The organism is Dermabacter sp. HSID17554 (assembly GCF_003989295.1).
Taxonomy (GTDB): Bacteria; Actinomycetota; Actinomycetes; order Actinomycetales; family Dermabacteraceae; genus Dermabacter; species Dermabacter vaginalis.
On sequence record NZ_RBLW01000022.1, the window covers coordinates 1 to 298 of the forward strand.

The 298-nt window shown below is 58.1% G+C and carries 1 protein-coding gene; it reads left to right on the forward strand.

Annotated elements, in window-relative coordinates; translation table 11 throughout:
* Nucleotides 1-298, forward strand: a 298-nt coding sequence (locus D8M36_RS10110; protein ID WP_202974895.1) for a hypothetical protein, incomplete at both ends; no start/stop codon positions are given.

A 298-nucleotide genomic window follows, 5' to 3' on the forward strand; every position in this document is an offset into this window, starting at 1 on the left:
TCGGGTGAGAAGAACAAGGACTTCGACGGTGACGGTAAGGGTGACCCGACTGATCCGAAGAAGGCTGACACCGATGGTGACGGTGTGAACGATGGTGACGAGATCACCAACGGCACCGACCCGAACACGGCTGATGTGCCCGAGGATCCCAGCAAGGATTCCGATGGTGATGGCCTGAGCGATGCCAAGGAGAAGGAGCTTGGCACGGATCCGAACAAGGCTGATACCGATGGTGACGGCGTCAATGACGGTGACGAGGTCTCGGGTGAGAAGAACAAGGACTTCGACGGTGACGGTA